Source organism: Pseudoruminococcus massiliensis, assembly GCF_900291955.1.
GTDB lineage: Bacteria > Bacillota > Clostridia > Oscillospirales > Acutalibacteraceae > Pseudoruminococcus > Pseudoruminococcus massiliensis.
Map to the genome: position 1 here is coordinate 1 of NZ_OLMR01000010.1, position 24,549 is coordinate 24,549.

27 protein-coding genes and 1 pseudogene are annotated in these 24,549 nt (G+C 48.9%); 6 read left to right on the top strand and 22 right to left on the bottom strand.

The features are described from left to right. Together C9914_RS10305 and C9914_RS10315 are read left to right on the top strand one after the other, a co-directional pair. Positions 1-140 (top strand): IS3 family transposase (locus C9914_RS10305; RefSeq protein WP_158707400.1); only part of this gene is annotated, 140 nt, incomplete at its 5' end. A 246-nt stretch (positions 141-386) separates the two neighbouring features. Then, positions 387-2,030 carry a recombinase family protein gene (locus tag C9914_RS10315; RefSeq protein ID WP_106765277.1) on the top strand — a complete coding sequence of 548 codons (1,644 nt, stop codon included), beginning with the start codon at positions 387-389 and terminating at the stop codon, positions 2,028-2,030. A gap of 618 nt (positions 2,031-2,648) precedes the next feature. On the opposite strand, the gene C9914_RS11620 is transcribed toward C9914_RS10315, so the two are convergent. The 8 genes from C9914_RS11620 to C9914_RS10355 form a co-directional block, all read right to left on the bottom strand. Further along, positions 2,649-2,822, bottom strand: coding sequence for a hypothetical protein (locus tag C9914_RS11620; RefSeq protein WP_181013451.1), 174 nt, complete (start codon positions 2,820-2,822; stop codon positions 2,649-2,651). Positions 2,823-2,950: 128 nt separating this feature from the next. Continuing rightward, the gene (locus C9914_RS10325) at positions 2,951-3,148 is read right to left on the bottom strand and encodes a helix-turn-helix domain-containing protein (RefSeq protein WP_106765238.1); all 198 of its coding nucleotides are present in this window, start codon (positions 3,146-3,148) and stop codon (positions 2,951-2,953) included. Next, the gene (locus C9914_RS10330) at positions 3,141-3,563 is read right to left on the bottom strand and encodes an RNA polymerase sigma factor (protein ID WP_106765239.1); all 423 of its coding nucleotides are present in this window, start codon (positions 3,561-3,563) and stop codon (positions 3,141-3,143) included. Before C9914_RS10330 ends, C9914_RS10325 begins: the two co-directional genes overlap by 8 nt. Positions 3,564-4,013: 450 nt before the next feature. Beyond that, positions 4,014-5,636, bottom strand: a complete 1,623-nt coding sequence (locus C9914_RS10335) for a recombinase family protein (RefSeq protein ID WP_242972109.1) — start codon at positions 5,634-5,636, stop codon at positions 4,014-4,016. A 95-nt stretch (positions 5,637-5,731) separates the two neighbouring features. Then, on the bottom strand, positions 5,732-5,929 hold the full coding sequence (locus C9914_RS10340; RefSeq protein WP_009271129.1) for a hypothetical protein: 198 nt from the start codon (positions 5,927-5,929) through the stop codon (positions 5,732-5,734). A gap of 58 nt (positions 5,930-5,987) precedes the next feature. Continuing rightward, positions 5,988-6,926, bottom strand: a complete 939-nt coding sequence (mobV, locus tag C9914_RS10345) for a MobV family relaxase (RefSeq protein ID WP_106765241.1) — start codon at positions 6,924-6,926, stop codon at positions 5,988-5,990. Between the two features lie 184 nt (positions 6,927-7,110). Beyond that, on the bottom strand, positions 7,111-7,506 hold the full coding sequence (locus tag C9914_RS10350; protein ID WP_009271131.1) for a replication initiator protein A: 396 nt from the start codon (positions 7,504-7,506) through the stop codon (positions 7,111-7,113). Between the two features lie 111 nt (positions 7,507-7,617). Continuing rightward, positions 7,618-8,031: a cysteine-rich VLP domain-containing protein gene (locus C9914_RS10355; protein WP_040012746.1), complete on the bottom strand. Its 414-nt coding sequence runs from the start codon at positions 8,029-8,031 to the stop codon at positions 7,618-7,620. A 483-nt stretch (positions 8,032-8,514) separates the two neighbouring features. On the opposite strand from C9914_RS10355, the gene C9914_RS10360 reads away from it, so the two are divergent. From C9914_RS10360 to C9914_RS10375, 4 genes are all read left to right on the top strand, one after another. Next, positions 8,515-8,958 carry a GNAT family N-acetyltransferase gene (locus tag C9914_RS10360; RefSeq protein ID WP_106765242.1) on the top strand — a complete coding sequence of 148 codons (444 nt, stop codon included), beginning with the start codon at positions 8,515-8,517 and terminating at the stop codon, positions 8,956-8,958. A gap of 34 nt (positions 8,959-8,992) precedes the next feature. Further along, positions 8,993-9,793 (top strand): helix-turn-helix domain-containing protein, encoded by an 801-nt coding sequence (locus C9914_RS10365; RefSeq protein WP_009271134.1) that lies wholly within the window; start codon positions 8,993-8,995, stop codon positions 9,791-9,793. Between the two features lie 39 nt (positions 9,794-9,832). Further along, entirely contained in the window at positions 9,833-10,402 is a 570-nt protein-coding gene (locus C9914_RS10370) for a DNA-3-methyladenine glycosylase I (RefSeq protein WP_005934810.1), read from the top strand. Positions 10,403-10,584: 182 nt separating this feature from the next. Further along, positions 10,585-11,451, top strand: coding sequence for an aminoglycoside 6-adenylyltransferase AadE (locus tag C9914_RS10375; RefSeq protein WP_001255868.1), 867 nt, complete (start codon positions 10,585-10,587; stop codon positions 11,449-11,451). Here the strand turns inward: C9914_RS10375 and C9914_RS10380 are convergent. The 14 genes and pseudogenes from C9914_RS10380 to C9914_RS10450 all read right to left on the bottom strand — a co-directional run bounded on the left by C9914_RS10380 (position 11,400) and on the right by C9914_RS10450 (position 24,536). Continuing rightward, a complete protein-coding gene (locus C9914_RS10380; protein WP_242972110.1) occupies positions 11,400-11,810 on the bottom strand; it encodes a hypothetical protein in 411 nt (136 codons plus the stop codon). The genes C9914_RS10375 and C9914_RS10380 overlap by 52 nt on opposite strands. 245 nt (positions 11,811-12,055) lie before the next feature. Then, positions 12,056-12,175 (bottom strand): annotated as a pseudogene (locus C9914_RS10390) (helix-turn-helix domain-containing protein); the annotation flags it as partial. A gap of 228 nt (positions 12,176-12,403) precedes the next feature. Then, complete coding sequence (locus tag C9914_RS10395; protein ID WP_106765246.1) at positions 12,404-13,450, bottom strand: helix-turn-helix domain-containing protein; 1,047 nt, start codon at positions 13,448-13,450, stop codon at positions 12,404-12,406. 125 nt (positions 13,451-13,575) lie between these two features. Beyond that, positions 13,576-18,840, bottom strand: a complete 5,265-nt coding sequence (locus C9914_RS10405) for a putative Ig domain-containing protein (protein ID WP_207654843.1) — start codon at positions 18,838-18,840, stop codon at positions 13,576-13,578. Further along, on the bottom strand, positions 18,837-19,190 hold the full coding sequence (locus C9914_RS10410) for a glycosyltransferase (protein ID WP_106765248.1): 354 nt from the start codon (positions 19,188-19,190) through the stop codon (positions 18,837-18,839). The genes C9914_RS10405 and C9914_RS10410 overlap by 4 nt, the downstream gene beginning before the upstream one ends. Before the next feature lie 157 nt (positions 19,191-19,347). Beyond that, positions 19,348-19,977, bottom strand: coding sequence for a PrsW family glutamic-type intramembrane protease (locus C9914_RS10415; protein ID WP_242972111.1), 630 nt, complete (start codon positions 19,975-19,977; stop codon positions 19,348-19,350). Then, entirely contained in the window at positions 19,974-20,600 is a 627-nt protein-coding gene (locus tag C9914_RS11830; RefSeq protein WP_242972112.1) for a histidine kinase, read from the bottom strand. Before C9914_RS11830 ends, C9914_RS10415 begins: the two co-directional genes overlap by 4 nt. After that, complete coding sequence (locus tag C9914_RS10420) at positions 20,587-20,949, bottom strand: ABC transporter (protein ID WP_106765251.1); 363 nt, start codon at positions 20,947-20,949, stop codon at positions 20,587-20,589. Before C9914_RS10420 ends, C9914_RS11830 begins: the two co-directional genes overlap by 14 nt. After that, entirely contained in the window at positions 20,936-21,484 is a 549-nt protein-coding gene (locus C9914_RS10425) for an RNA polymerase sigma factor (RefSeq protein WP_242972113.1), read from the bottom strand. The genes C9914_RS10420 and C9914_RS10425 overlap by 14 nt, the downstream gene beginning before the upstream one ends. Before the next feature lie 48 nt (positions 21,485-21,532). After that, positions 21,533-21,742, bottom strand: coding sequence for a helix-turn-helix domain-containing protein (locus C9914_RS11545; protein WP_158707401.1), 210 nt, complete (start codon positions 21,740-21,742; stop codon positions 21,533-21,535). Between the two features lie 111 nt (positions 21,743-21,853). After that, a complete protein-coding gene (locus C9914_RS10435) occupies positions 21,854-22,774 on the bottom strand; it encodes a DUF6674 family protein (RefSeq protein ID WP_106765254.1) in 921 nt (306 codons plus the stop codon). 60 nt (positions 22,775-22,834) lie between these two features. Further along, complete coding sequence (locus C9914_RS10440) at positions 22,835-23,524, bottom strand: SpoVG family protein (RefSeq protein ID WP_055068865.1); 690 nt, start codon at positions 23,522-23,524, stop codon at positions 22,835-22,837. A gap of 3 nt (positions 23,525-23,527) precedes the next feature. After that, complete coding sequence (locus tag C9914_RS10445) at positions 23,528-23,926, bottom strand: hypothetical protein (RefSeq protein ID WP_106765256.1); 399 nt, start codon at positions 23,924-23,926, stop codon at positions 23,528-23,530. Further along, on the bottom strand, positions 23,919-24,536 hold the full coding sequence (locus tag C9914_RS10450; protein WP_106765258.1) for a class D sortase: 618 nt from the start codon (positions 24,534-24,536) through the stop codon (positions 23,919-23,921). Before C9914_RS10450 ends, C9914_RS10445 begins: the two co-directional genes overlap by 8 nt. Positions 24,537-24,549: the final 13 nt, after the last annotated feature.

Sequence of the window (24,549 nt, forward strand, 5' to 3'; positions counted from 1 at the left end):
CCAACCGCAGAACTTACTCTTCCTTTGATGAACTGAAACTGAGCATTTTTCAGTATATCAACGGTTTCTACAATTCTTTCAGACCTCATTCTCACAATAACGGCCTCTCTCCTGATCAGGCAGAAATAAATTTTTTGTGAAATTTGCTCTTTTACTTGTCTACTTTATTGACTATGGTCCAGAGTTGCCCACACACGAAGTTACAATTCAATCCGGCAGGACGTTCTATCGTTTTACGGGAAGCTACGACGGAAGCCGAAGCCTACCCCATAAAGTTTTACGGCTTATGGGGCACTCCCCTATTGATGAAAAAGACGAGGAGCGTTAAAATGAGTATAAGCAATCCTGTAATGGCAGACTGCCCGCCGATGAAAGGAGCAGAAACGATGTTAAGGCAGTCTGGCAAGATTACCGCCCTCTATTGCCGCCTATCCCGCGACGATGAACTAACGGGCGACAGCAACAGCATTGTAAATCAAAAGGCGATTTTAAGTAAGTACGCAAAGGAAAATCATTTTTCAAATCCATTGTTTTTCGTGGACGATGGATATTCCGGGACAAACTTCAACCGTCCAAGTTGGAGCGAACTTTTGGAAAAAATCGAAAACGGCGAAGTGTCCACCTTGATCGTCAAGGATATGTCGCGGCTTGGGCGTGATTATCTGAAAGTGGGATTTTATACCGAAGTCCTGTTCGTGGAAAAGGGCGTGCGTTTTATAGCTATTAACAACGGCATAGACAGCGCAAACCAGCAGGACAGCGACTTTACCCCCTTTCTCAATATCATCAACGAGTGGTATGCGAAAGACACCAGCAAGAAGATACGCGCGGTGATGAAGTCAAAAGGCGAAGCGGGGGAACACCTCTGCACCAACCCGCCATACGGCTACAGGAAAGACCCGGAAAACAAAAAGCGGTGGATTATCGACCCCGAAGCTGCCGAAGTTGTCAAGCGGATATTCGCCCTTTGTCTGGACGGTTACGGGCCGTCGCAGATTGCCCGTATTCTGAAAGATGATAAAGTCATAACGCCGACAATCCATTTTCAGCAGACAGGCAGGGCGACAAGGAACGCGCCGCCGGATAATCCCTTTAACTGGACGGGCGATACAATAGCCGACATTTTGGAGCGTCCGGAATATCAAGGGCATACAGTAAACTTCAAAACCTACAAGCAGTCCTACAAGAGCAAAAAGACCTGCAATAATCCCGAAGAAAAATGGCTTGTGTTTGAAAATACCCACGAAGCAATCATTGACGCTGACACATGGGCGCGGGTGCAGGAATTGCGGAAGAACAAACGCCGCCCGACGAGGACAGGAAAGACAAATATGTTTTCCGGCATTGTGCGCTGCGCCGATTGCGGTGAAAAGCTGTATTACTGCACAAGCAGGAACTTTGAAGCAAGGCAAGACCACTTTGTCTGCTCTACTTCAAGGCTCAAAGGGAAAGAGGTTTGCGCGACGCATTTTATCCGCGCCGTTGTCTTGGAACGGGGCGTACTCGCCCACATGAGAATGACGATTGCCTGTGTTGCGAACCATGAAGAACAATTCCGCAAGGCTATGGGTGCGAAGCAGAAAGCCGAAGCAAAAAGAGAACTCGCGGCGAAGCGTCGGCAACTGACGCAGGCAGAACGACGGATAGAAGAACTTGACCGACTATTCAAGCGTATTTATGAGGACAACGTAGGCGGAAAACTATCTGACAGCAGATTTCAAATGCTCTCTGACGACTACGAGCAGGAGCAGAAAGAACTGCGGGAAAAGCTGTTGCGGTTGAATGAAGAAATTACAGAACAAGAGGAACAGGCAGAGAATATCGACAGGTTTATCTGCAAGGTGCGGAAGTATCTCGACTTGAACGAGCTGACACCCACTATCCTAAACGACATGGTAAAGGCGGTATATGTTCACGCGCCGGACAAGTCGAAGGGTTATCGGGAACAACAGATTGACATTTCCTATGACCTTGTAGGAATACTCCCCGCGTCTTTACTGATTGACCTGCAAAACGGAGAAACGGCATAGCCGAAGCTACGCCGTTTCCTGAAAACATTCTTATGCTGTTTTATGCGTGCCGCCCCGACGGAAATCTTTTTGCGGCGCAAGCCGCCATAGCAGGGTTTGGGGAAGGCACTCCCCAACAAGTTTCCCGCGAGGGCCAAAACCGCAGAATTGCGGATTTTGGCACCGTGGTAGAAACTTGCTCTGTAACTGCCGCAGACTGCCCCTGTCTGGTTTTTGCGTACATAGAACGGACAGGGCGGGGCTTCCGGCCCGCTGTGGACGGTCTTTTTTCCTTTCGCCAAAGATACTTTTGAAAGGCTGTTAGCTACCCGCTGGACGAGGATTTTTCAAAATTTCTTTTGCCTTAGTAATCCGGGAACGGCGGTTTTGGCAACCGGCGGGGCAGAGAATTTTCCCTTTCACTCCCCACACCACCGCGTTTTGAAATTTGCCAAACAGGGCAGGCAGCTTTTTTCGGCTTCATCTACCTACTACGGGTGATTTTCGATTTTGCCAAATAGACAACAAAAAAAGCAGCAAATCTTTTTCAGACTTACTGCTTTCACTGGCCGCGCCGGTGGGCGGCTGGTATTCAATTTTGAAAATTCGAGTAAGGTTAGCCCAATGATGACATAGCAATTAAAGCAGGCTACCTTTTAATCCTTTCTTGAAAACTAACACGGCTTTGTCCGTTCCTAAAAATGACATAGTCTTAATCTGATAACTCTCCTTTTCCATTTCTGTTACTTTTTCATTGATTTTTTGCTCCACATTTTCAGTCGTAATTCCTTCAATCAATATAGTTCTATACATTACGCATACCTCCGTAAAACTCGATTTTATTGGTCTTATTATACTACGACTGATTTCTCTTGAAAATAGATGAATTGTAAACTTGCTGAGTAGCACCGCCAATGACGGTCGGTATTCATTTTTTCAATCTATCGGTCAAAGCGAAACTTGAACAGCGCGGCAATTAGCTTCTGCTTCACATATTCCTCAACCTCGGCGTTGACTTTCCCGTGTACTTTGGAACAGTAGAGGATATATCCGGCGTAGTGGGAAAGAACGGTGTCGATTGCGTCCGGGTCGCCCTCATGCGCCTTGACGATTGTTTCATAGGGGAGAAGTTTATTCATACAGGCTCACCTCCATTTCCTTCCGAAGCCGTTGCAAGGCAAGCTGGATATGCCGCCCTGCTGTGCTGCGTGTCCGGCCGATATGTACGCCGATCACTCGCTGCGGCTGGCGCAGGAAGTAATAGCGGAAAATTTCTTCCTGTGCCTGCTCCGGCAAAAGGGCAAGGGCAGCGGCAAGTTCCGCATGGTACAGAACGGCAGTCTGGCCGCAGGCGGTAAAAAGATATTCTTCAAGCTGCTCCGGCCCGGCAAGCTGGACAAACTTCTCATTCATCAAATAGTCAAGGGAAACTTCCCGTTCCCACCTCCGGCGCAGATTCAAGATTTTATCTATGGCTGCGTGACGAATGACGATCTTACAAAAGGCGTTAAAGGTGTACTGGATATGCACTTTGTAGGCTTCATCTTCGGTCATGGAAATCCCCCCTCTCTGAATAATAGTGCGGGGCGGCAGCACTCCTTGCTGTCGCCCCATGTAAAGTGATATCATCAAGGATTATTTTCGTAAGTCTGATTTTCTTCAGAAATTGGTAATTGTTCAACATTCGTGTATTCCCTGTAGGAGTTGTTTGATATAACGCCTACAATAACAAAGAATATATTGATAACAACAAATGCTACAATTATTCCAAGTACGACTTTCCAAATACGACGGGAACGACGATTTTTGATTGCTAACTGCTCATTGATACGGGAAAGCTGCTCCGCAAGCTCGTTTGTATCTTCGCAATCAGGGATATTTCCACCCAGCAGCTCGGCGACACTTACTTCAAGGATATCCGCCAGTTTTACCAGTAAATCAGCATCTGGTACTGATAAGCCAGTTTCCCTTAGTTAAAGATATTGTTGGGTATCTCAAGATGTGTCATTCGATTTTGCCGATAAAGCGGTAGAAGATTTCTACCTCCTGTTCCCGGCTTCCGTCCTCACCTTTGACCGCTTCATGGACAACGATTTTTTCAATCAGCGTATTCAAAAGTTCGGCGGTCAGTTCTGTTGGATTGACGCACTCTTTCATCAAGGCAATCCATTTTTCTGCGTCTGCGGCGCTCTGGCTTTCAGCGGCAATAGCAGATTGAAGCTGTTCAATCTTTTCTGCCAGTTCTGCCTGTTCGCTTTGGTACTTCCCGGACAGCATATTGAAGTTGTATTCCGTGATACGCCCTGCCGCCCAGTCCTCATACATCCGGGTAAACAGGGTATCGACCTCGGCTTTCCGCTTCTCCGCTTTTTTCAGTTCAGCGGCCTGCTTTTTTCTTGCGGCGGCCTGTCCTTTGTCATTGGCATTCAGCAGCCGTTTCAAAAGCTGTTCTTCATCATGCTGTACCAGCCCCGACCAGTATTGCAGACGGGAGAGAACATAGGCGTAAAGCACATCATAGCGGATGTAGTGCATAGAGCATTGGCGTGTGCCTTGCCCGTTCTTGCTGCAATGGTAGTAGCCATAGGGCTTGCTGTTCTGCCTGTTCTCCCCGTAGGCCAGCGACCAGCCGCAGTCTGCACACTTTATCAGTCCCGCAAAAATCTGTGTCGTGCCGTTCTTGCGTTCCCGTCGGCGGCTTGCGATTTGCTCCTGTACCTGCCAGAAAACCTGTTCACTGATAATCGGCTCCTGCGTGTTCTCCACCCGCACCCATTCACTTTGGGGCTTGCGTATCCTCCGCTTGTTCTTAAAGGAAATATTGGTCTCCCGGTAGTGGATGGTATGGCCGATGTAGGTTTCATCTTTCATAATGCTTTTGACCTGCGCTATCGTCCATGCGTAGCCTTTTTCCTCTGGTGCGCCAGCGTAGATATTGGCGAAAGTCCCGTCACGCTGGAAGTTGATAAATCCCGGCGTCGGTACTTTTTCCGCAATCAATATCCTTGTAATGCTGGCCGCCCCTTTGCCGTGAATGGCAAGGTCAAAAATCTTCTCCACGATCCAGCGGGTTTCCTCGTCGATTACCAGCTTGTTCTTAATTTCCGGGTGCTTCTTGTACCCGAGGGGAGCATAGGCGCTAATACGCTGTCCGGCGGCAAACTTTGCTTTGAAAGCGGTCTTTACCTTGCGGCTGGTGTCCTTTGCGAACCATTCGTTGAACAGGTTTTTGAACGGCACAAAATCGGACAGCCCCTTTTCTGTGTCCTCGTTCTCCGCAACGGCGATGTACCGCACCCGTTTTTCCGGGAACAGAAATTCCAGATAGTAGTCCATCATCACATGCTCCCGCCCGAAACGGGACAGGTCTTTGGTGACAATGCAGTTTACTTTTCCGGCGTCCACATCGTCCATCATGCGCTGGAAACTCGGACGCTCGAAGTTTGTCCCACTCCATCCATCGTCCACATATTCCCCGACCACATGAAGCCCCTGCTCTTTTGCGTACTGTTGCAGGATTGTCCGCTGTGTTTCAATGCTTACGCTGTCGCCATAGCTTTCATCGTCACGGCTTAACCGCATATAAAGAGCCGTGTTGTAAATCGTAGTATTGTAAGGTTGTTTCACCGTAAAAATCCTCCTTCTAAAGAAACAACCCACGCTTACAATACTTTTGCTCTATGGCAATTATATCATAAGCGTGGGCGTGTATCAACGATGGGTCACGAAGAAGCGGCCTTTGCCGCCGTGTGCCGGACGACATCCACAATCAGATCGCCAATCGGACGACCGCCAGCGGCGAAATGTTCGGAGATTTTGATACGGTTTTTCCCACATACAAAATACTGTGTGCCGTTCTCGTCAGTAATGACCTGCCCGGTGTGTATTGTATCAATAATGTCGCTTTCGCTTTTTACCATCCAGTGTCCTCCGTATGATTATTTTTCATCATGTAGCTTGAATTTCTGTTCATAGCGTTTACCTCTCTCTTGTTCGCTGCTGCTGTTTCAGTTCCGCCAGCACTTCCGGCGGGATGCGGTCAACCAGTCTTTGCATATTTTCCAGTTCGCTTTCCAGTTTTGCCCGTTCCATGCGGTCTTTCATCTTGCCGTTTTCGCTGGCCTTTGCCCTTGCTTCCAGCTTTTGATTTTCTTCCAAAAGGTCTTTGATCGTGACCTTGTATTTTTTCAGCTGCCCGGAGAAGTTCTCCATCTGCGGAAACCACTTTTTCAGCATGGAGAGGGCTTCTTCCTTTTTCTTTCCGGCGTTCAGCGGGTTCATGCCGTCAAGCGTGGCTTCGATGGCTCTGGCCTGTTTGGAGAGGGAAACCGCCTGCTTGAAAAGCCGGGTGGGGATATGCTTCCGGCCTGTCTTGCTGGCGCTCTCCCCACGCTCCAAGTCAGGATATTTCTCCACCATGTAGGCGTGAAAGTCATCCTGCCACTTCGTCAGGTTCGCCCGGTTGCCGATGATCTCTTTGGCGCACAGGCGGTTGTCCTTTGTCAGCGGCACAAAGGTCAAATGCAGGTGGGGCGTTTTCTCGTCCATGTGTACCACCGCCGACACGATATTTTCACGGCCTACCCGGTCAATGAGGAAATCTGCCGCCCGCTGGAAAAACGCCTGTATCTCCTTTGGGGATTTCCCCTTAAAAAACTCCGGGCTGGCAGTAATCAGGGTATCGACAAACCGGGTGCTGTCCTTGCGGGTGCGGCATCCGGCCTGCTCGATACGGCTCTGAATGAAGTGGTAATAGCGCCCCTCCGGCTTGACGATATGGAAGTTATACTTGCTTTTGGCTGTGTCAATGTCGGGGTTGCTGGCGTACTGTTCTTTCTGCCGTTCGTGATGTGCTTCCAGCGGCCTTGCCGGGTTGCCCTTGTGCTTCTCAAAACGCAAGATTGCGTGTTGTGCCATGAAACTCCTTTCCCCATTCCTTTCCCATCCGGGGTTTTCCACAGGAAAAATCCCGCCGGAAATAGCTCGGATAGGATAGGAATGGAATAGATATAAATCAATCATTTTAATCTTTGTATTTCTATATACCGTCCGGTTTCCGTACTTCAAGAGGATTGGTTATCGTACTTGCCGGGTACGGTTTTCAACCCTCCGGCGTACCAGAACCGAATTTCTTGAAGTCGGTGTTTGGAACCGCTTCATAGGATTTTGAGTAAATACGGTTGGGTTTTCCACAGCCTTGCTTCTGGATCTCTATCAGTCCGGCGTATTGCAGTTCCCGCAGGGTATTCACCGCTTTTTGTCGCCCACAGCGGAGCAGGTCAACCACTTCGCAGATGGGATAATACAGGTAAATCCGCCCGTACTCGTCCGCCCACCCATTTTTCCGGGATAACTCTGTCCGGCGCAGGATAAAGGCATACAGCAGCTTTGCCTCGTTAGACAGGGGCTTGAATGTAGGTGCTTCAAAGAGAAAATTAGGGAGCCGGGTGAAGCTGAACGCTTGTTCCGGCTGATGAATGTAAATCGTGTTTGTCATAATGTGTTTTGTGGACGGTTAGAAGCCCGTTTTCCGGGGTGGGCGATAGTTTATATCACCCGCCCCGGTTTGGGGCTTGCGAAGCCTGATAAATCAAGGCTTTTTTCGCTCCTAACTGTCCACACAAGACCTCCTTTTCCGTTCACTTTCGGTTTTTTGCCGCCTGTGAACTTTGGCGGCGCAGCCGGGGCAGTATTTTGCCCGGTTGGATTTGGGGACGAATACACCGCCGCAGACTGCACAGCGTTTCAAGTCCTTATCCCGGAAAATCTCTGCTTCCAACGCCCCGTCCAGCGGCAAGACCGCCCAGCGGAACCACTTGCAGCAGACTGAGAAAGAAACCGTCTGCGGGCAGATGCAGGCGTCCCCATCGTCAAGGGCAATGCAGTTGCCGTCCTCACAGCAACAGCACTCCCGGCGTATCAAGGCGCTTGCCCGTTTCCGCTGCGCTGGTGTCATGCGGTAAAGGGAACCGTCTGGCCTGCGTTCCAGCGGCGGCAAATCTTTGTAGGGGTTATTTTTCATGCGTTCCCTCCATTTTGCTTTCCGCTGCCGTTCTCCCCGAAAAGGCTTCCTGCCTCGTCGTCGCAAGCTGCGTATCGTTCGTTTCACCGCAAGCGGCAAAACTCACTCGCTCCGCTGCTCCTCCTCTCCCCACAAAGCCATGCGGCTTTGCGGGGGCCCCGACAATAGCGGCGTGTTCCGGCGTTGGCACGCTCCCCGCAACTTCGGGACAACTTGTCCCGAAGTGACCTCTGGACAAAGTGTCCAGAAGTACGGCTCCTTGCGGTGCTTCCCCAGCCGGGGTATTCCTTTTCGGACGGTCATTTGGTTTTCAAGGTGCTGTCCATCGATGAACTAATCTAAGTCTACACCTAAATGACCGCCCGTCCCGTATATCCGAAAGGTGGGAAATCGGCCTAAAAAACAGCCTGTTTCCACGCTCTCGGAATTGTGGTATAATGAAAAAGCAGAACAATAAACGATAATTTTGGAGTACATACCGATATGGAAATTATAGAAATCAAAGAGAATAAAAAACAATTTCTCCCCTTATTACTGTTAGCCGACGAACAAGAGAGCATGATAGACCGATATATTGATAGAGGAACGATGTATGTATTAGGCGATAATGGGGTTAAATGCGAGTGTGTAGTAACCGACGAAGGCAAAGGCATTCTTGAAATTAAAAATATTGCAACTGCGCCAGAATATCAGGGCAAAGGTTACGGCAAGGCACTAATTGATTTTGTTGCTGCGAAATATAAAGGGAAGTATTCGATACTACAAGTTGGTACAGGGGATAGCCCGTTGACCGTTCCTTTTTATGAAAAATGTGGTTTTGCCCGCTCACACAGCATTAAAAATTTTTTTATTGATAACTATGACCACCCTATTTTTGAAGGTGGGGTTCAACTAACAGATATGATTTATTTACAGAAAAAAATATAAATTCCCATTTATCGAGCAGACAAGGAGGGAGAGCATGGAACTATCTATACAGGAACGCCTAAAAGACTTGCGTGTGGAGCGTGGCCTGACGCTGGAGCAGCTTGCGGAGGAAACCCATCTCTCCAAGTCTGCGTTAGGCAGCTATGAGGGGGACAAGTTCAAGGACATCAGCCACTATGCCCTTATCCAGCTGGCGAAATTTTACGAAGTGTCCGTTGATTATCTGCTGGGCCGCTCCCAAACAAAAAATCACCCAAACGCCGATCTTGCAGACCTGCGTTTGAGTGATGATATGATTGAATTTTTGAAAAGCGGGCTGGTGGATAATGGCCTCCTGTGTGAACTGGCGACGCACCCGGATTTTCCCCGGCTCATGGCTGACCTTGAAATCTATGTGAACGGCATAGCGGCAAAGCAGGTACAGGGGGCAAACGCCATTGTGGACGCTGTGAGCGCAACCATTATGGAGCAGCACAATCCCGGTCTGACTGACCCGCAGTTAAGACAGCTTATCGCCGCCCACATTGACGATGACAGCTTTTGCCGCTATGTGATACAGCAGGACATAAACAAGATAGCCCTCGACCTGCGGGAAGCGCATAAGAACGATTTTTTCAGCGTTCCGGAGGACAATCCACTGGAAGATTTCTTGCAGACCGCCGAGGAAACCGCCAGAGAGGACAGCGACCCGGAGCAGGCGGCTATGATGTTTATCTGCAAGCGGCTCAAACTGAATTATAAGAAGCTGTCCGAGGAAGAAAAGAAATGGCTAAAAAGAATTGCACAAAAGTCTGACTTGCTGAAAAATCCAAACCCACAGCGGGGGAGAAAATAAGTGGGCGACAAAAACAAATTTTACAAAACGGAGGATACCATGAAGAAAGACGATAGAGAAAGATGTTCGTGGGCAACCACAGAACTCTATAAAGAATACCATGATGAGGAATGGGGAAAGCCCGTTCATGATGATAGAAAACTATTTGAAATGTTGGTTCTTGAAGGTATGCAAGCCGGATTATCATGGCTGACGATATTAAATAAAAGAGCTGCATTTAAGGAAGCCTTCAACGAGTTTGATTATCAAAAAATTGCTCTCTATGACGAAACTAAAATTGATGAGTTAATGCAAAATCCCAATATTGTTCGCAATAGATTAAAAATTAAGTCGACAATCACAAACGCACAGCAATTTATCAAAATCCAAGAAGAATACGGAAGTTTTGATAAGTTTATTTGGTCTTATGTTAAGAATAGACCGATTCATAATCATTTCAAATCGGAAGCGGACATTCCTGCAACAACGCCACTTTCAGATAGAATCAGTAAAGACTTAAAAAAACGAGGCTTTAAGTTTGTAGGCAGCACGATTATATATGCGTATATGCAGGCAATCGGAATTGTAAATGACCATGTGAAAGGTTGCTATTTGTATGTACCAGAATAATTCAATATTTCGGTACAATTTATCGAGAGATAGCAAAGCCAGCCGAGCCAGTCAACGGTCAAGATGAACGGCGCATAAATGCGCCGCCGTTGACAGTCCCGCCCGTCTTTGCTAAAGGGTAATCAAGGCGGGAAAGCCCTAAAATGGCTTCACACCTATTTCAATAATTGGAGGAGATAAAAATGAGATCAGAAAAGGAAGTTTATGATATTGTTTTGAATTTTGCAAAAACAGACAAACGCATTCGCATGGTTACTTTGGAAGGATCTAGAACAAATACAAATATTCCGCCTGATGATTTTCAGGATTTTGATATTACTTTTTTTGTTACGGATATGGACAGCTTCACAAGTGATGATAAATGGCTAGATATATTTGGTGAAAGGTTGATTCTGCAAAAGCCGGAAGATATGGAATTATTTCCAGCTGTAGAAAAGGGATTTTCATATTTAATGCTGTTTACTGATGATGTTAAGATAGATTTAACTTTGCTGCCGCTGGAACTGATAGACGAGTATTTTACATGGGATAAACTGGTAAAGTTACTGTTGGATAAAGACAACCGTATCGTAAAGCCGCCAATACCAACGGATATAGACTACCACTTGCAGAAGCCTACTCAAAGAATGTTTGACGATTGCTGTAATGAATTTTGGAATACTACAACATATGTAGTAAAGGGCTTATGCCGCAAAGAAATTCTTTTTGCTATTGACCATATGAATGATATAGTACGGAAAGAATTGCTTCGCATGATTTCCTGGCTGATTGGTATCAAACAGGGATTTCATTTCAGTTTGGGAAAAAACTATAAATTTATGAAGCAATATGTCCCAGAGGAATTGTGGGAACGACTTATGTCCACTTATAATATGGATTCCTATCCCCATATGTGGGAATCCTTTGAACAATGTATGGCATTGTTCCGGGAGGTTTCGTCAGAAGTGGCATGCCAGTTGGATTACCAGTATCCACTATATGATGAAAAAATCAGTAATTATGTGATTCGGCAAAAGAAAAAATATGGCATTGAAGATGATAACAAATAAAATTTTTTCAATCGAAAAAATTTATTTTGATTATTCAATTTTGAAAAACTGAATACCTCAAAATCAGAAAGAGAGCGGCCAAGCACTTTGAGGGATTGGCCGCCTTGTCCACCCATCCAGCGGGGCGGCGGGCGGCGGTCAAGGCCGGGTGTAACCCCGTTCATTTCAGCCTTGACGGTTGCCCGCTGTCCTGCTACTTTTCCGGGAGTGTGGCCACAACTTCGGGACACTTTGTCCACAAGTCGGAGCGTAGGACGAGGGACGGGGGCTTTCATATACGCCCAGTCTGCTGTTGAAACCAGACCTGTGCTTACGGCTCTACGCCACGCAAGCACAGCCCTGTTTTCCTGCCGCTTCAAATGCCCTTGCCCTCCCCGGCGGCAACGGCATTTTCACGGCAACGCCGACAGAGCGTATAACACACTACACTTTGCTTCGCAAAGTCGTGTGCCAAATGGGGGCGTTGCCCCCTTTGGAAACCCCCACAAGAAAAGGCGGTACGCTACCCCTCCACGGGGCGCATACCGCCTTTTCTTGTTATCCAGCCCTCCGGCTGTATCGGTTGAGCAAAAGTCAGCGTGGGATTGATGTGGTATCTTTATCTAAGTGAAACCCCCTTTTCCCATTTTGATACAGTCTGTCGAACGATATTGAGCCGAACAGCCAGTTCCTCTTGCGATAGTCCTTTTTTCTTTCGCAGGAATTTAAGATTCTCACTAAACATACACTATACCTCCTTTGCCTTTGGCGACTTCATTATAGCTAAAGAAGTCTCGTTGCGGCAAGCAATGCAAATTAACATCTGTGCATTTTCAGTATTATAAGGGGCGACAGCAAAAAATGCTGTCGCCCCTTGATTGCCTACCAGCAAAGGCGGGCGGGGCTGTCAACGGCGGCGCGTATGCGCCGTTCATCTTGACCGTTGACTGGCTCGGCTGGCTTTGCTATGAGTTCAGACCCTACCTTTTAGTTCTTCGAGAATTTGTTGATACTCTGGATTATCAGATAAAAACGAAAAGTCGTTACCGCTTTCCATTTCATTTTTCATCATATCAAATAGTCGTTCTGAAAAGCTATTTGTTTCACTGCCATGCAAATGACGATAAAGAGGACAATCTTGTGGTTTCCATTCTTCTTGGATAGCTGGTAACATAGATTTAAGCGCAGTTAAGCATTTCGTTTTATCCTGTTCGATAACAGAAAGCTGGAGTTTTGCAATGTAGGGAATATATGGTGGGACATGGCACAATTTTGATACTTGCTCATAAATTTCTGCGTAAAAGTTTGCGTCCTGCATTCGGTTCTCTTTTACTGCTATCTCCAACATATTCATTAAGGCAGTTTGAATTTCGGTTGCGCTATTTAAGACCCTGTGTTCCCATATTTTTAAAGCGTCCAAAAATTTATCTTGCGCTGTATAGAGAATGGCAAGTTGTTCTTCCTTATCAACAGAAGTAGATGGGTAGGTGTTAATGAGTTCTTCTGCCTTAGAGTAATTTTTTATCTTTCGATTATAAGAAATCAACATACTGATTACAGTTTCCTTGATTTCAATATTTTCACTGGTAGACAATCGTTCATAAAATTTTATGAAGGTTTCTTCATAGCGTTCCGGCTCTGCAACTCCGTAAAGAAACAACGCGCCATGTAAATACATGATTACGGAATATGTTAGACTTTCACAAGTTGGGTATTCATGTATCTTGTCAATTCCCATTTTGAAAGCAGTATCATAATCTTTTTCGCGAACAGTCTTATCGACTTCATCTACAAAATTGACTATCTCTACATCACTCAAATCGTCTTGAAAAGACATAAGTGTATTGAGGTCTATCTTTAGTAATCGCGCCAATGCGGGAAGAAGCGTTATATCGGGATATGTACTGCCTTTCTCCCATTTATTAACTGCCGGTGTCGATACGCCTAAATACTCCGCAATTTGCTCTTGTGTGAGAGATAAGGCTTTCCTTTTTTCTCGGATGATTTCATTGATTTTCATATTGCACCTCCGTTCTTCTGTAAATCATAATAGCAGAGATAATTTCACGGAACAATGGAGCAAATATTAAAAATTGAGTTTACAAAATTAACCTATGGTTAATAATTGGAATTGTGGGCTGCTGTCTATAAATTCTTGCGTGTTACTTTATGGCACATGAGCATTGAGCCGTCGGTTGTAGCAGTTGCCGGGGTGTCGATGATCCATTCGCCGGCGGTATGCGCTGCTGTATCTTTCTTATCGCCGCAGGAGCACTCATGCCAGTGGTTGTCGGCATCGTTCTTCCACTCGCTGCCGTAGCTGTGAGTATGCTCACCGCCGCCGGTTGCCGGGATGGTTTCGGTTGCCATCGTATAACCGCAGACGGTGCATTCCTTATGCTTTGAGCCGCTTGTGGTAGCTGTTGCCGGAGTGTCGATAATCCATTCACCGGCGGTATGCGCCGCCTTGCTGCCCTCGATGATCACGCCGCAGCCGACAACGGTGCACTCTTTCCAGTGATCGGTATTATCGGACTTCCAGTCGGAAGCGCTATGACCTGTTGCCGCAAGGATTACGCTTGTCTTGTCGGTAATTTCGGATGCACCGGTTGCATCCTCAAACCACTTGTCACAGCCGTCGCAGGTGTAATATGCCGTGTTGCCTTTCTCCGTGCAAGTAGGAGCCTTTGCGGGAACGAGGGTCAGATTGTGCGTATGCGGTACTGTCTTGTCATATCCGCAGGTGTCGCAGATGTTATCGCTACCGTAATCGTGAGCCGCCTCGTCCTTCTTTTCGTGGCAACGAGAGCATTCTTTCCAATGATTGTCTGTGTCCTTGCTCCAATCGCTTGCCCATGCGTGCCCGAGCTGTGTACCTGCTGCTGTAAAGGTTTCTGTTGTGCTGATCTCTCCGCAGGAGCAGCTCTTGAAATATACTGCATCGTTGGTGCAGTCGGCAGCCGACTTGAGGGTTTCCGGCTTCTGAATTTCCTGATCGTAGGTATGGGTATGGGGAATTGTGTAGGTCGCTTTCACGCTGACTTCACTGTCAGGCATTATGAAAGTAGTGGTTTCACTGTTCGCATCTTCAAGAGTAGTGTTGCCGCTTTCTACTACCCACTTATCAAACACCTTACCGTCAGGAGCCGCATTTGCGGTCAGAGTAATGGTTGTGCCTTGCGCCGCTTTACTGATTTCGCTTCCTGCACCGATTGTCGCTTTGCCGTCCGTTACGATGATGGAATACTCTTTACTCTCCCAGATTGCATAGAAGGTAGTATCCGAGCTTACTTCATAGGTCGTGCCGGAAATAACCGAACCGTCGGCACTGGTTGACCAGCCCTTGAATTGCTTGCCTTCCGGTTCAGTAAAACCGCAGGAGGGCAGGGTGTAGCTGCCGGAAACGCCGGTGACATCTGCCATTGTGCCGCCGCCACCGTTGGCATTGAATCTGACGATATACTCGGCAGGCGCGGCTTTGGTTATCGTAATAGACAGCTCCTTCGTATCGCTGCCCGCGCTGTTGGTAGCCTTGACGGTGAAGGTGGAGGTTCCCGCTGCGGTAGGCGTGCCGCTGATCCCGCCGGTATTCTCATCCAGCTTCAGACCGTCGGGCAGAGCGCCGCCGCTGATGCTCCATGTGATGGGCGCAGTGCCGTCGGCTGCCAGGTTCTGGCTGTACGCCTCACCCACCTTGCCGTCCGGCAGGGCATCCGTGGTGATGGTCACGGTATGACTGCCCGAATCATCAAACAGTACCGTCAGCTTATCCACATCCGCCGGAACATTATCGCCCGGTGCGTAGAGCTTGCCATCGCTGCCACGCCACTTAAAGTAGCTGCCTGTATTTCCGTCCGGGCGGGTCAGACCGTCAGAGGCAGGCGCGGTAAAGCTCTCACCGTTTTTTACGATGATTTGAATATCCTCAGAGCTGTTACCCAGCTTGCCGCCGCCAAGGTCGAGGGTAATGGCTTTCAGCCCGTCAGCGCCCAGGGTTTTCGGGTTCAGGACCTCAAGGACAGGACGGAAACCGATGCCAGAGCGGGACCACGTAGCATTCCAGTCGCTCCAGTTGCGGGCGGAATTGTACCCGCGACGCGCACGGTTCACCAACAAAGAACTATCAGTATCCTGCCCCCACGAATGTACCTCACCACAGTTTTTGATATATCCATCGTCCTTGTCCAGTATCCTGTCCCATTCGTTGCTTTGGGGCGTGCCGCGTCGGGAATTGCCCGAGCCTGTACCATCACTTCCCGTGGACGGCGCACGCAGCGTATAGCTTATGCCGCCGGTGGCGTAATTTTTGCCAAAAATCAGACTTGCGTCATCCAGGTTATCCCATCCTACTGTATGTGTCACGACATAATCCGCCACAAACAGGCTGTGTGCATATTTGTTCTGCTGTGCATACTCCTCTGTGGTTGCCATCGCTGATGCGAGCTTGTAAGCATCCACTGTCCCGGCATAGGTAAAGGGAACATAGTGCAGCGACGCATCCGGCAGACTGCCGTTCGCCGTGCCGGGGATGCCTACGCCGGAGAGGTCAAACCAATAGGTGTCGCCGATCGTAAGAGTAAACTGCTCATCAAACTGCGCCGTCAGCCTGGTTACATCCGCCGAAACATTATCCCCCGGTTCGTAGAGCTTGCCGTCGCTGCCAAGCCACATAAAGTAGCTGCCTGTATTTCCATCGGGGCGGGTCAGACCATTGGAGGCAGGTGCGGTAAAGCTCCCGCCGTTTTTCACAATGATCTGGATATCCTCCGAGCTGCCGCCCAGTTTACCGCCGCCAAGGTCAAGGGTAACGACTTTCAGCCTGTCAGAACCCATCGTATCAGGGTTCAGGACTTCAAGGACAGGGCGAAAACCGAGGCCCGAGTGGGAGGTCATAGCATTGTAGCTGTTCCAGTAGCGGGCCGAACCGTACCCGCGAAGTGCTCTGCCCTCCTTCGTATTACTCGCAGTATCCTGCCCCCACGAATATATTGCGCTCCAGTTTTTGATATATCCGCTGTTCTTGTCCAGTATCCTGTCCCATTCGTTGCTTTGGGGCGTGCAGCGTTGGGAATTACCCGAGCCTGTACCATCGCTTCCCACGGACGGCGTACGCAGCGTATAGTCCACGCCACCGGCAGCGTAGCCTTTGCCGAAAATCAGACTCGCATTGTTCAAGGTATTCCAACTTGCCTTATGCGTTACGGCATAGTCTGCCACGAACAGGCTATGGACATATTCGTTCTTCTGTGCATACTCCTCGGTGGTTGCCATCTCTGATGTGAGCTTGTAGGCGTCCACTGTCCCGGCGTAGGTAAAGGGAACATAGTGCATTGTACTGTCCGGCAGTGCGTCATTCACCGTGCCGGGAATGCCCGCACCGGAGAGGTCAAAGTAATAGACGCCGCCGGGCTTGAGGGAAAACTGTTCTGATAAAGCAAACTGCGCCGTGAGCTTGGTAACGTCCGCCGGAACGTTGTCGCCGGGGGCGTAGAGCTTACCGTTGCTTCCGAGCCACATAAAGTAGCTGCCTGTATTTCCGTCCGGGCGGGTCAAACCGCCGGACGCAGGCGCGGTAAACTCGCTGCCGGTTTTCACAATGATTTGAATATCCTCGGAGCTATTCCCCAATTTACCGCCGCCAAGGTCGAGGGTAACGGCTTTCAGCCCGTCAGAGCTCAGTGTGTCCGGGTCCAGGACTTCAAGGACAGGGCGGAAACCGAGGCTCGGGTAGGAGTTCGAAGCACGGTTGTGGAGCCAGCGGCGGGCCGAATAGTACCCGCGAACCGCACGGCGCGACGCAATATCTCTCGAAGTATCCTGTCCCCACGAAGACATCCCGCTCCAGTTTTTGATATATCCGTTGTTCTTGTCCAGTATCCTGTCCCATTCGTTGCTTTGGGGCGTGCCACGTTGGGAATTGCCCGAACCTGTACCAGTGCTTCCCTCAGACGGCGCGCGCAGGGTATAGTCCACACCGCCGGCGGCGTAACCTTTGCCGAAAATCAGACTCGCATTGTTCAAGGTATTCCAACTTGCCGTATGCGTTACGGCATAGTCTGCCACGAACAGGCTGTGGGTATATTCGTTCTGCTGTGCATACTCCTCGGTGGTTGCCATCTCCGATGTGAGCTTATAGGCATCCACTGTCCCGGCATAGGTAAAGGGAACATAATGCATTGTTTTGTCCGGTAAATCATCGTTTATTGTGCCTGGAATGTTCTCACCGGAGAGGTCAAAGTAATAGGTGCCGCCAGGAGTGAGGGCAAACTGCTCGGTGGCTGCCTCCTCCACCGTCAACGCTACCGTCTGAAATTGGCTGGCGTAGTCAGTCTGGTAATCACCGTTATACTGCTCGGAGAACACATGGAGTTTATAATTTCCGCTGGCAAGGTCATGCGGCAGTGTAAAGCTGAGCTGTCTGTCTGCGGCAGTGGGCTTCATGATCCTTCCATAATAGGTCGCACCGTTTTTACCCTCGATAATCGCAGAAATATATTCATTCTGCCCCGTTCTCGGCCCGGAAAAGTTCAGCGTAACCGTGCCGCCGGGTTTTCCTGCTGCGGTAGTTTCCGTTACCCTAAAAGTACGGGTATCGTCCAAAAGTGTCAATTTCCATTCGTCCCCGCTGTATTCCGGGATTTTGAACATTCCGTCAGCAGTACCTTTGCCGCCAACGGCTGCAGAAACGAGGAGGACAGAGTCCGGCTTCAGGTTGAAGGCAGGGCGGGCGGCGTTGGTTTGGCCTACCCATTCACCGATCACAGCGCCCTTTTCATTGACCGTCCCCGCAGAATCAGGGTTCATTCTCCTAGGAGAACGGAGCCACCATACGTATGCACTATCGCCATAATTGGCGATACGCGCATTGTCATCGGTAAATCCGTAGGCTGCATTTTCCGCTTCCTCTGCCGAGAGAAAAAACACCTTGTCCCCATCCAGGATGTTGTCAGAAGCGTCATAGTACATACCATATAGAGCATCACTTTTGCTGGTTGCCAAAACAGCTTTTTGCTCCGTAATGCTGAGACTTCTGCTGTAAAAGTCATTACACCAGTCCTGCCCACGGCTGCCCTTCCAGTCGTTGAAATATGGGGTCGTATAATCAAATTCTACGCCGCCATATTCCCCTGTCCCAAGCAGCACCTCGGAGAGGAGGAAAAATCCGTCCCCCCTCTGGGCATTGGCTATATTTGTTTTTGTATCCAGCACACGCCATTTGACGGTGCTGTTATTCCATGTGCCAAAATGAATATAGTCATAGCTGCTGTTTGTACTGTCATAACCGCTGATCCCACTTGTGCCAATCTGTATGGCTTTTTTTACACTGTCATTATCGGCAAAGGCGGTTGTGGGCAAAAGACCCAATACCATGCAGCATATCACCAGGATGCTGAGTATTCGTTTCTTCATTGGCTTGTCTCCTCCTGTTCGTATCGGTTCGGCTTGTCCGCCCCGTCTTTTTTCTGGTTTTCTCTGATTCTGAGCCGGAAACACAGGACTGTAATTACCACCGCTGCCGCAAAGGAAACGATGGCCACCAGCACATAGCCGCCCGCGTCCTCCCGAAGAAGCATCGTGCCGAACACTCCCCTTGTGGCAGTCTGTCCCTTCCCGATGATCATGCCCGCCGCCTGCATCAGCACTGTACACAGCAGCATACACGCGGTGCTCAATCTATATATGCCCCGCCGCTGCCTCCGGCGGGTGTTTTCCCACACCCGCTGTTTGACGAGTGCGACCCGTTTTGCGGTATCGTACATATCCTTTGACCCCCTTCCCGGTTTGTCTGAAACTGTAATAAAAACCCTTTCACTTATATAGGTACAAAAAATCGAAAAAACTCTCACCAAAAACGAAAAATTTTTTAAAAAAATTTGAGAGCCGCCAAAAAGCAGCTCTCAAATAGAGGATGTTCAGTTATTTTCTCTGCGATAATCGGAAAGCAGACAATCTTACCGCCGCCACCAGCAGCACCGGCATGGCGTAGGCGATGTACTGCACCGTACCGCCGTAGGCAATCAGCAGATTGTAGGTGGCGTGGAATGTTATCGCCGCACACAGCAGACCGCAAGTGCCGGCCACCTTCAGCCACGTCCGCTGCCATGTGTATGCAAGACCGCCGCCTACGATCAGTCCGCAGAGGACATGCATGGCTCCCGTGCCGAAGCCCCGGAAGAAAATAAAGGAAAAGCGGTCCGCTCCGTTTTGGATGAGATAGCAGACGTTTTCAAAGGTGGCAAAGGCTAGGGCAACCATGATGGCGGCAGCCTTGATTTTATTCCCCTCAGGCTCGAACACCAAAAGATAGAACACCAGCGGCAGCAGCTTCATCATTTCCTCCACCACCGGCGCAATCTCCGCCGTGGCGGCAAGGGCGTCCGCCCGGCATACCGCCGCAAGAAAGGTGTTAATATAGGCCGAAAGCAGGCACACCCCCATCCCGACAATGCAAAACAGGAAAAAGCGAAGCTGCCGCCTGCCCATGCACAGAGCGGCTACCAGCAGGGGAGAGACTATGCAGAGAAAGATGTTTTCGATGTAGGTCACGCTTCCACCGCCTTTCTCGTGGCGGGCAGCAGCCCCAGAATCGCAAGCGTCAGCATCATATCGCACCAAAAGGTAGGGCTTGCCGGTGAAGTATCCGGCCAGAAGCAGCCCACAGTCCAAAGCAGATACTCCGCAAATACAAAGCACAGCACGCCGCTATGGAAATACCGCATATTCTGCACCGTGCCCATCTGCGTTTTCGCATAGGCAAGCCCTCGAATGGCGCAGTAAGAGAGCCATATCATCATACCGCACCAGATTAGGTTGGAGAGAATGTCCCCGAAGGTGCAGTAAAACACCAGCAGCGGCACGCCAAACGCAGGCGCAAGCCATGCAGAGCGGCTACGGAAGCTGCGCTCGTCCTGAGTGGCGAGAGTTTCTTGCAAAATGTGCAGGAAGATGAGGCTCGCCACCCAGCCGAACTCCGATACATAAAAAACGTGCGGCGTGGTATTGAACAGCAGCAGATACAGCGTCCAGTAGAATGCGCCGAGGGCAAAGCAACCGTAGAAACACAGCAGAAGAAAATCCGCCTGCCTGCGGCTTTTCCAGTAGAAGATACCCGAAAGCAGCGCACCGACGAATGTGACCAGCAGTTGCAGCAGGTTTTCAATCAGCTCCATGCACATCCTCGCTTTCCTCATCCTGTCTGTCCTCTCGGTTCATCTGCCGCAGCAGGAAGCAGAGAACGGTCACGCACACGCCGAGTAAAAACGCCAGAAGCCCGATGACGATGTATCCCAAAGCCGCACCGTCGTGAAAGATGCTTGCCGCCGTTTCAAAGCACACATAATCCCCAGTCCGGATGCTTGCAGCAATGCCGGGCATGGCGAGGGACGCACCGATGAGCAGCACAAGGCACGCCGCCACGGCAGAAACCATGGTAATTGTATTACGACGCAGCCGTTTCTCCCGCTCAATTTTGGCGATGCGCCGCTTTGTCTCCGCAACACGCTCTTCATAGCTCCGCATTAGTGATTCCCTCCAGTTCTAATAGCCTTCGCAGGCTCTTTTTTCCGCGATACACCATGTTGGTGATCTGCTTTACCGTTTTTCCCGTGACCTCCGCTGCCTGTGCGTAACTCATATCCTCAAAATAGGTGAGATACAGCACCTCCCGATAGTCCGGGTTCATTTCGTCCATGCAGAAGTGCAGAACGCGGTTTCGCTCCTCCGTCCGAATGACCTCCTCCGCCAGCAGCCGTCCGTCCGGCTCGCCGGTCAGCGTATCGAGGCTGAACAGGGGCTTCCGTTTGCTCTTATGGCGCAGCGCCATGTGCCGCGCCGCCTTATAGAGATACGCCTTGAAGCCGCCGTCCCGTATCTTCGGCTTTTTGGTGAACAGATAGGCGAAAACGTCCAGCATCAGCTCCTCCGCCTCGTGAACGTCGTGCAGATAGCCGTCGATATACAGGGTCAGGGGGTCGCCGTATTTTTTCATCAGGGCATTGAGCCCTTCGTCGTCGCCGTTCAGATATTGGCGGTACAAGCTCTCGTCGCAGGCCATAGCGTTCACCTCCTTTTTGCGGATGCTTCCCATGCAGAGGGGTATCCGTCAGGTGCTTGTCCTGCCGGAATCGCGGTGCTGTCCTTGAAAGCGCGGGTCGGACGGTTTCTCCGCATTTTCCGGGATCGCCCATGAACGCCCGAACCGGGACGCGCCGGGGATCCGCCCTTCGGCGCAGTATTGGTTGACCCGCCGCTCTGACACGCCCCAACGGTAAGACGCCTCCCGAATGGAGATATAGCCCTTGATCCCGTTCATACCGCACCTCCGCATGGATAATACTCAACACGATACATTATATACGAATATCCGAATAAAAGCAAGCCCACACGGACGTTGGGACGCAGAATCTCTCCCACGTCCTCATATCTATCTGGCTTTATCTTCTCTTACCTTTGATACTTCCTTATGTGACGCTTCCTGCTTCACCTCATCCGCACCTCTAGCCTCAAATGCATCTGCATTATACTGATACTCCTGTGGTTCAGCGACCATCGGCGAATTTACAATCTCTGCTTCTACTCGCTCAGCTTCTGCCCTCTCCGGCTCTGTCTGTTTCAGATTCTTCGTATTCTCTATACGCTTTTCCTTATCTATCTGCACATTCATCGCCAGATTATCCAGCTTATCAATCGAAGCGTCCAGATGCAGCTCCATTAACACAAACATCTTTTTCACTACTTTCATAGGTGCAAGTACTGCCTTTGTAATGAAATGTTTCTGCTCTTTCTGTGAATAATCCGCCTCCGGTTTGTCAGCAAAAGTACGAAATGCATTGGCTACTGTCTGACCAGCTTCACGAAATCCTTTTGCAAGAAGCGCTGTCTTTGCTATATCATTATCCGTTGTCTTGATTGCACCTCTTACATTTTCTCGGATATCAAGAAGTCTTTTCTTAATTCCTAAGAACTCAGATACCCTGTATAATGCAGCTCTTCCCTTTGCCTTTGCTTCATCAACTATGCTCTTTGCTGTAGATTTGACCTGTGCTTTCACTTCTGATACCTGCGACTTTATCTGCTCACATCTGGTATTAAGTCGCTCCCGTGCTTCCGCCAATGCCTTTTTAGCATTATTGACAAGTGTATTCTCCTGCATTTCTTTGATCTGGTTCTGCATGTTGGTTAGTTCTTCCGTCATGGAATCAATCTTTTTCTCCAGTCCATCCACATAGCTGCATATCTCAAATACATCGTTTGCCTGCTCTTTCATGGCATTTTTCTTTAATAATTCGAGAAGTTCCCTTATGACCTCTTCATTGGTAAGTGTTTTTCCTGCTTCCATATCCATTCTGTTTCCTCCATTCTATAAGTGGGGCAGCCTTGGCCGCCCCAGTAACATGATTATTGATTATCGAAAGGGTGTTGCCTCTTTGTCCTTCTCTTTATCGGGATTGCCATGATGTTTCTCGGCACTCTCCCTCGCCTTTTCGTTGCTCTTATCCTTTGCTTTCTCATATTCCGAGATAATCTCATTATAGAGTTTTTCCCTGAAATCCTTTGTGACCGGATAGCAGACATCCTGATAGATTGGCTTGCCCTGCTCATCCACCTGCTTTGTCTTATAAGAAGGCATTGATACAAAGATTTTCTCTTTACCCTGCACGATATTGATGTTATTTACGATGAAACTGTTTTCAAAGTAAATGCGTGCAAGTCCCTTGATGTTACTGCCTTCCCTCTCATAAGGTGTCACAGTTACGGAAAACTCAGGCATTTCCTGTATTCTGTCCCGCTTCTGTGTCTCCTCTTTCTCCGGTTCCCTGATTCTTGCATAGGCATCAAGGATATTGGTATAGAGTTCCTCACGAAACTCTGCTGTGATAGGATTGCACACATCCTTATAAATCACACCATTGCTTTCATCACGCTCATTGGAGCGGTATCTAGGCATTGATACAAAAAGCTCTCCCTTGTCCTTATTCTCAAGGATTGCAATATTGGTGATCTTAAATGAATCACCGAATACCACTGTTGCAAATCCTTTGATATTGCTGCCCTCTTTTGCCCTTACTTCGTTTACCTTAATTGAATACTTCATATGCTATTCCTCGCTTTCTTTTTGTTCTTTGTTTTGCTCCGGTATGATAAACTCACACCAAAGCTGTTCTATCTGTTCACAAGACAATCTGCCATTTAACCAGTTGCCAAGTGTAACGACCATTCCGTCCTGCTCATAGTAGAGCCACTCCTGTGTTTCAATGTTCCCCTCATACACGATGGTCACATCAAAATCAGGCATAAATAATCCTTCCTCTGCATCCCATACACAGGCTATTCCCTGTCTGAGTGTCAGATTCAGGCTTTCGACATACACAGACCAGCCGCTTACGACTATCTGAAATTCATCATCAATCTCTGCAATATCATCCTCGATGTCAATTAGCTCTTCCATTTCCGATACTGCCTCTTCTATCTCACCTAACCGGTATCTCTTATTCATCCATCACCGCCTCCTTATAAATGCACCTGACTACAAAACGCATGGTTCCTTTCTGGGAACAGGTAAAAAGAGTTAGTTCTTTTTCATCGCCCTGTGTCTTGATGCTGTTATCATACGGATTTACTACCTCTGTCTCTGTTACCTCATAGATATGCTTCAGCCCATTTTTGTCGGTTATCATTACTTCATCACCTATGGATATCTGACTTAGTGGTGTAAAAAATGTGCCATATCTGCTGCCATTGTGACCGCACAATACACAGTTGCCACTCTCCCCAATCCCTGCTGTTTCTTCTATATGACCAATCCCGGCATTAAGCACTTTACTTGTGGTTCCTTCCATTACCGGATACCTGATATCTAAGCCCGGTATCTCAATGATGCCGATAACACCGCCTTCTTTAAGAATGGCTTCATCCTCTTTACTAATGGAGGTTTGCTCTTCCTCCACATCTGTTTCTTCATCGTAATCATCCTCCAATGTCTGCTCAAATTCACTTATGAGCTGTTCTGTCTGTTTTTCTCCGGTTGCCCGCCAGAAAAAAGGGACTTCCATAATGGCAATCCCTGCTGTAATCAGTAGTCCTGCGACCACTTTTCTTATGCTCATATTATTCACTCTC